Below are 6,453 nucleotides of genomic sequence, written 5' to 3' on the forward strand. Positions count from 1 at the left end.
TGCCTGCCCCGCTTCGACTCCGCGTCCTGCTTCGCCCGGCTGCTCGGCGACGAGGACAACGGCCACTGGCGCATCGCCCCCGTCGGCGCGGACCGCTGCACCCGCCGCTCCTACCGCCCGGACACCCTGGTCCTGGACACCGAGTGGGAGACGCCGGACGGGGCGGTGCGGGTCACCGACCTGATGCCCCAGCGCGACCGCGCGCCCGACCTGGTGCGCATCGTGCAGGGCGTGCGCGGCGAGGTGACGGTGCGCAGCACCCTCCGGCTGCGCTTCGACTACGGCTCGGTCGTGCCCTGGGTGCGCGCGGAGGACGGCCACCGGGTGGCGGTCGCCGGGCCGGACTCGGTGTGGCTGCGCAGCGAGCCGGAGGTGCGCACCTGGGGCGAGGGCCTCGGCACGCTCTCGGAGTTCACGGTGCGGGAGGGCGAGCGGGTCGCGTTCGTGCTCACCTGGCACCCGTCCCACGAGCCGCGGCCGGACCTCGTCGACCCCTACTCCTCGCTGCGGCACAGCATCGCGGACTGGCGCGCCTGGGCGGCCCGCTGCCGCTACGACGGACCGCACCGGGACGCGGTCGTCCGCTCGCTGATCACCCTCAAGGCGCTCACCTACGCCCCCACCGGCGGCATCGTCGCCGCGCCCACCACCTCGCTGCCGGAGGAGCCGGGCGGGGTGCGCAACTGGGACTACCGCTTCTGCTGGCTGCGGGACTCCACCCTCACGCTGAACGCGCTGCTGGCGGCCGGGTACCAGGAGGAGGCGGAGGCCTGGCGCAACTGGCTGCTGCGCGCGGTCGCGGGCGACCCGGCGGACCTGCAGATCATGTACGGCCTGGCGGGTGAACGGCGGCTCCCCGAGTTCGAGCTGCCGTGGCTGTCCGGCTTCGACGACGCCACGCCCGTACGGGTCGGCAACGCCGCCGTGGACCAGCTCCAGCTGGACGTGTACGGCGAGGTCATGGACTCCCTGGACCTGGCCCGGCGCTCGGGGCTGTCCCCGAAGCCGGACGTGTGGGCGCTGCAGAAGGTCCTGGTCGACTTCCTGCGCACGGCGTGGCGGCAGCCGGACGAAGGACTGTGGGAGGTGCGCGGCGGCCGGCGCCACTTCGTGCACTCCAAGGTGATGGTGTGGGTGGCGGCCGACCGTGCCGTGCGCACGCTGCAGGAGCACCCGGACTTCGACGGTGACCTCGACGGCTGGCGGGCGCTGCGCGACGAGGTGCACCGGGAGGTGTGCGAGCAGGGCTACGACCCCGAGCGGAACACCTTCACGCAGTCCTACGGCTCGCGCGAGCTCGACGCCGCCCTGCTGCTGATCCCCCGGGTGGGTTTCCTGCCGCCGGACGACCCGCGGGTGCTCGGCACGATCGACGCGGTCCGCGCGGAGCTGGAGCAGGACGGCCTCCTGCGCCGCTACTCCACCGACCGCAGGGCCGTCGACGGGCTGCCCGGGGAGGAGGGCACGTTCCTGGTGTGCTCGTTCTGGCTCGCGGACGCCCTGTACATGACGGGCCGGCCCAAGGAGGCGCGCGAGCTGTTCGAGCGGTTGCTGGGGCTCGCCAACGACGTGGGGCTGCTGGCGGAGGAGTACGACCCGGTGGGCGGTCGGCTGCTGGGCAACTTCCCGCAGGCGTTCAGCCACATCGGCCTGGTGAACACCGCCCTCGCCCTGTTCGGGGACGAGGAGGCAGGATAAGGGCCATGGATCTTGGACTGAAGGACCGGGTGTACGTCGTCACCGGGGCGACCCGCGGGCTGGGCCACGCCTCCGCGCGCGAGCTGGTCGCCGACGGGGCGAAGGTGGTCGTGACGGGGCGGGAGGAGAAGGGCGTCGCCGCGGCGGCGTCCGCGCTCGGCCCGCACGCGGTCGGGGTCGCCGTCGACAACGCCGACCCCCGGGCGGCCGAGCGGCTGATCGCGACCGCCCGGGAGCGGTTCGGCCGCTTCGACGGCGTCCTCGTCAGCGTGGGCGGGCCGCCGCCGGGGTTCGTCGCCGACACCACCGACGAGCAGTGGCACAGCGCGTTCGAGTCGGTGTTCCTGGGCGCGGTGCGGCTGGCCCGGGCCGCCGCCGCGGAACTGGACCAGGGCGGCGTCATCGGTTTCGTGCTCTCCGGCTCGGTGCACGAGCCGATCCCCGGCCTGACCATCTCCAACGGTCTGCGCCCGGGCCTCGCCGGTTTCGCCAAGTCGCTCGCGGACGAACTGGGTCCGCGCGGCATCCGCGTCGTCGGCCTGCTCCCCGGCCGCATCGACACGGACCGGGTCCGCGAGCTGGACTCCCTGTCCGCCGACCCGGAGGCCACCCGCCGGGCGGCCGAGTCCCGCATCCCGCTGCGCCGCTACGGCACCCCGGAGGAGTTCGGCCGCGCCGCGGCGTTCCTCCTCTCCCCGGCGGCCTCCTACCTGACGGGCGTGATGCTGCCGGTGGACGGCGGGGTGCGGCACGGGTTCTAGCCGGGACCGCGGGCCGTTGCGGGGACGGGGGCCGGCGGGGTGCCGGTCAACGGCGCATCAGCAGCGAGGTGACCCGCAGCCGGCCGCTGTGGATCCACACGTCCGAGTACTCCACCGGCCGCCCGTCGTCCAGGTAGGTGACCTGCTGGAGGTACTGCACGGGGCTGCCCCGTTCCACGGCCAGGGCGCGGGCGGTCTCCTCGGAGGCCGCCTCCGCGCTGAAGGTGCGGCGGGCGGAGGCGATCCGCAGCCCGAAGGTGCCCTCCAGCTCCCCGAAGAGGCTGGAGGAGGCGAAGTCCGCCTGCTCGATGCCGGGCGCCAGGTCGGCCCGCACGAAGTTGAACAGGAGGGCGACCGGCCCCTCGGTGGTGCTGCGCACCCGCACCAGACGCAGTACCCGCGCGTCGGGGGAGTCCAGGTCGAGCAGGGCGGCGACGGGCCTGGGCGGGGTGATCAGGGAGCATTCGCGCACCTCGGTGGTGGCGACGACGCCCTGGCTGGCGAAGTCCTCCGAGAGCGTGCTCAGCTTCTGGGCGATCGACGGTTCGATGACCGTGGACGTGACGAACGTACCGCGTCCGCGGACCTGCCGGAGCAGGCCCTCCTCGATGAGGGTCGTCAGGGCGCGGTGCACCGTGCCGCGGCTGACGCCGAACTCCTGGGCCAGTTCGGGCTCGCTCTTGAGCCGGTAGTGCGCCGGCCACTCGCCGCTCGCGATGCGCAGCCGGATGTGCTCCGAGATCTGCACATGGATCGCGGTGGGGACGTTGCGCCGGATGCCCGGCAGACCCCCTTCGTCGGCCGTCACGGTCACGCCTCTCCTCTCCACGGGTGGGTGCGCCGCGCCCCGGCCGGAGGGAGCCGGGGCGCGGCGGCTGGTCGGTGTCGGCCGGCCCGCGCCGGCGACGGTCAGTAGCTGACGGTGGACTCGTCACCGGTGTCGGTGACGATCGCCGTCCCGGCGCTGGTACCGAGCAACGAGGCCCCGGCGCGCAGGAGTTCCAGGGACTGGCGGTAGGTCTTGATGGAGCCCGACGCCTTCACCCGGACGCCGTCGCGGGCCCGGTCGACAAGGTAGCGGACGCTCTCGGGGTTCGCCGTCTCGATCTGCCCGCTGCTGGCGTTCTTGAGGTAGGCGACGCCGGCTTCCATGGCCAGTTCGACGGCAGCCTCCTTCTCCGCGTCGCTGAGCAGCGGCAGCTCCAGCATGACCTTGACGGGGCCCCCGAAGGCGCGGACCACGCCCGCGATGTCCTCCCGGAACTCATCGTACTTGCCGCTCTTGAGCCAGCCGACCTGCACGCCGATGTCGAGCTGGGTGGCACCGAGCCGGGCGATCTCGGCCGCCTCGGCGGCCTTGCCGGCGCTGGTCATGACGCCCACCGTGGGGAAGTCCAGGGCCGAGGCGACGCCGACCCCGGTGCCGCTGAGTTCGGCGACGACGACGGGCAGCCAGGAGGCGGGCACCATCGCGGCGTTGAAGCCGTGGCTGACGGCCTCCCGCGCGTGGGCGACCATGTCGTCGCGGGTGGCGTTCGAGTCGATCCGGGTGTGCTGGATGTAGGGGGCCAGCTCGGCCGGACTGAGCGTCAGTTCGGCGGAGGCGGTCGTCACTGTCTCGGACACGGGGTTGTCTCCTGTGGATGGGGGTGGGTGGAGGGCGGCGGAGGAGCCGCGCGCCCGCGAGGCCCGGCCTCGGGGATCAGAGCTTGGAGGCGTACTCCGGAGGGACGACGACGTCCTCCTTGTCGAACCAGCGGGGTGCGTCGACGCCGCAGTACAGGCCGATGTTGCCCCAGGGTTCGAAGGCGCCGGTGCGGACGACGACCTTGGCGCTGCGGGCCAGTTCACCGAGCACCTCGGCGTGCGGCCGGGTGGTGAACTCGGCGCCGGCGAACCGCTCGCGCAGCCAGGCGTCGAGCCGCGGGTGGTGGGTGGGGACGTCCTCGGCGCGGACCACGCCCTCGACGACGATCTCGTCGGCGATGAGTCCGAGCACGGTCCGCAGGTCCGGCAGGTTCTCCGCGATCGCCAGGTCGACGCGGTGGGCGTCCCGGGGGACGGGGAAGCCCGCGTCGACGACCAGCAGCAGGTCGGTGTGGCCGAGGGTGGCCAGGGCTCCGCTCAGCTCGGCGTTGAGGATGCCGTGTCGTTTCATGGTCGTTCCTTTCGCATGGGGGGAAGAGTCGGAAGGGGGCTCAGGCGGCCGGCACCGCCCCGGTCGCGAGGGTCATGATCGATTCCTCGGTGGCCTCGGCCGACGGCACGACACCGGCGACGCGCCCTTCGCTCATCACGACGATCCGGTCGGTCAGGGTGAGGAGTTCGGGCAGGTCGGAGGAGGAGCACAGGATCGCGAGACCCTTCTGCGCGAGCGCGAACAGCTGCTCGTAGATCTCCGCCTTCGCGCCGACGTCCACACCGCGGGTGGGTTCGTCGAGGATCAGCACGGCCGGATCGATCGCCAGCCAGCGGCCGAGGACGGCCTTCTGCTGGTTGCCGCCGGACAGGCTGGTGATGGGCTGGTCCATGGTGGCCGTCTTGACCCTCAGCCGCTGCGCCTGCTCGGTGGCCTGCCGGTCCAGGGCGCGGCGGCGGAGCAGACCGAACCGGCTCAGCCTTCCCGCCATCAGTGCGCCGACGTTGTCGCCGACGCTCATGGTCGTCAGCAGCCCCTGGGCGCGTCGCTCGCCGGGGACGAACGCCAGGCGGCGGCCGACGCTGGCGATGGGGTTGCGCCGCTCGTAGGGCTCGCCCTGGAGTTCCACCGTGCCGCCGGTGCCGCGGTCGCCGCCGAAGATGTTGTGCAGCAGCTCGACCCGTCCGGAGTCGGGCAGTCCGGCCACGCCGAGGATCTCGCCGGGCCGGACCTCCAGGGAGACGTCCCGGTGCCGGCGGCCGGTCAGGCCCGTCACGCGCAGGGCGGGCGCCACCTCGGGGTCCGACCGGTGCTCGGGGCGGCGTTCGAACTGGCCGAGGCGGCGGCCCACCATGGCGGCGACCGCCTGGTCGGGCGTGGTCTCGGAGTTCCGCCAGGAGGCGACGTGGGAGCCGTCGCGCAGGACCTCGATCCGGTCGGCCAGCCGGAAGACCTCCGGCATGCGGTGGGAGACGTACAGCATGGTGGTGCCGGCCTCCTTGAGGCCGTCCATGAGGGTGAACAGCCGCTCGGCCTCGGCGGGGGTGAGCATCGCGGTCGGCTCGTCCAGGATCAGCACGCGGCAGCCCCGGGCGACGGACCGGGCCACCACCACGAGCTGCTGGGTCGCCAGGTCCAGCGATCCGACGGGCGTGGCGGGGTCCAGGGCCAGGTCGAGGCGGGCCAGGATCTCGGCGGTGCGTTCCGTCATCCGGCGGCGGGAGGGGAACCAGCGGTGCCCGGGTTCCATGCCGCTCAGGACGTTCTCCGCGACGCTGCGGTCCGGCAGCAGCGAGAGCTCCTGGGGGACGATCGCGACGCCGTGCCGGTCCAGCATGGTGCTGGGGTCGAAGGAGGTGACCTGCTCCCCGAAGACGGTGACGGTGCCGTCGCTGGGCGGCTGGAGACCGGCGAGGATCTTGAGCAGGGTCGACTTGCCGGCGCCGTTCTCGCCGAGCAGGGCGGTGACCTCCCCGGCGGGGACCTCGAAGGTGACGTCGGTCAGGGCGCGCACGGCGCCGAAGCTGCGGGACAGGCCGCGCACCTGGATCGCGGGGGCGGCCTGGGGCCGGGCGCTCACTGCTCCACCGTTGCTTCGTCGAGGTTGTCCCGGGTGACGAACTGGGCACCGGTGTTCACCCCGGTGATCTCGGTGCCGCCGTCGAGGAAGTCGTGGAGCACCTTGACGGCCTGGTAGCCCTGTTCGGTCGGGTTCTGGCTGATCGTGAAGTCGAGCACCCCGTTCTGCAGGTACTCGGCGGTCTGCGGCAGCAGGTCGAAGCCGCCGACGGCGATGCTCTCCTTCTTCCCGGCGCCCGCCACCCACTTGCCGGCGGCGGTGGTGGAGCAGCAGTC

Annotated in this window: 7 protein-coding genes; 2 read left to right on the forward strand and 5 right to left on the reverse strand. The window is 73.2% G+C overall.

The genetic code is table 11. From position 1 onward, the window contains the following. Both B7L92_RS32545 and B7L92_RS32550 read left to right on the forward strand, forming a co-directional pair. On the forward strand, nucleotides 1-1,698 hold a 1,698-nt coding region (locus B7L92_RS32545; protein WP_107501675.1), incomplete at its 5' end, for a glycoside hydrolase family 15 protein. Between the two features lie 5 nt (nucleotides 1,699-1,703). Then, the gene (locus B7L92_RS32550) at nucleotides 1,704-2,459 is read left to right on the forward strand and encodes an SDR family oxidoreductase (protein WP_081240887.1); all 756 of its coding nucleotides are present in this window, start codon (nucleotides 1,704-1,706) and stop codon (nucleotides 2,457-2,459) included. Nucleotides 2,460-2,505: 46 nt separating this feature from the next. Here the strand turns inward: B7L92_RS32550 and B7L92_RS32555 are convergent, their stop codons facing one another. The 5 genes from B7L92_RS32555 to B7L92_RS32575 all read right to left on the reverse strand — a co-directional run. Beyond that, a complete protein-coding gene (locus tag B7L92_RS32555) occupies nucleotides 2,506-3,267 on the reverse strand; it encodes a GntR family transcriptional regulator (RefSeq protein ID WP_081240890.1) in 762 nt (253 codons plus the stop codon). Between the two features lie 101 nt (nucleotides 3,268-3,368). Then, nucleotides 3,369-4,085 carry a deoxyribose-phosphate aldolase gene (gene deoC, locus B7L92_RS32560; protein WP_016826864.1) on the reverse strand — a complete coding sequence of 239 codons (717 nt, stop codon included), beginning with the start codon at nucleotides 4,083-4,085 and terminating at the stop codon, nucleotides 3,369-3,371. A 76-nt stretch (nucleotides 4,086-4,161) separates the two neighbouring features. Beyond that, a complete protein-coding gene (gene rbsD, locus B7L92_RS32565) occupies nucleotides 4,162-4,617 on the reverse strand; it encodes a D-ribose pyranase (RefSeq protein ID WP_004989853.1) in 456 nt (151 codons plus the stop codon). A 40-nt stretch (nucleotides 4,618-4,657) separates the two neighbouring features. After that, nucleotides 4,658-6,178 carry a sugar ABC transporter ATP-binding protein gene (locus B7L92_RS32570; protein WP_081240888.1) on the reverse strand — a complete coding sequence of 507 codons (1,521 nt, stop codon included), beginning with the start codon at nucleotides 6,176-6,178 and terminating at the stop codon, nucleotides 4,658-4,660. Beyond that, a partial coding sequence (locus B7L92_RS32575; protein WP_143626416.1) for a sugar ABC transporter substrate-binding protein occupies nucleotides 6,175-6,453 on the reverse strand: 279 nt, incomplete at its 5' end. The genes B7L92_RS32570 and B7L92_RS32575, both read right to left, overlap by 4 nt.

Source organism: Streptomyces viridosporus (genome assembly GCF_002078235.1).
Classification (GTDB): domain Bacteria; phylum Actinomycetota; class Actinomycetes; order Streptomycetales; family Streptomycetaceae; genus Streptomyces; species Streptomyces viridosporus.

Excerpts from the sequence above, each read along its gene's own strand:
- rbsD (WP_004989853.1), bottom strand. The coding sequence starts at position 4,617 with ATGAAACGACACGGCATCCTCAACGCCGAGCTGAGCGGAGCCCTGGCC.
- B7L92_RS32550 (WP_081240887.1), top strand. The coding sequence starts at position 1,704 with ATGGATCTTGGACTGAAGGACCGGGTGTACGTCGTCACCGGGGCGACC.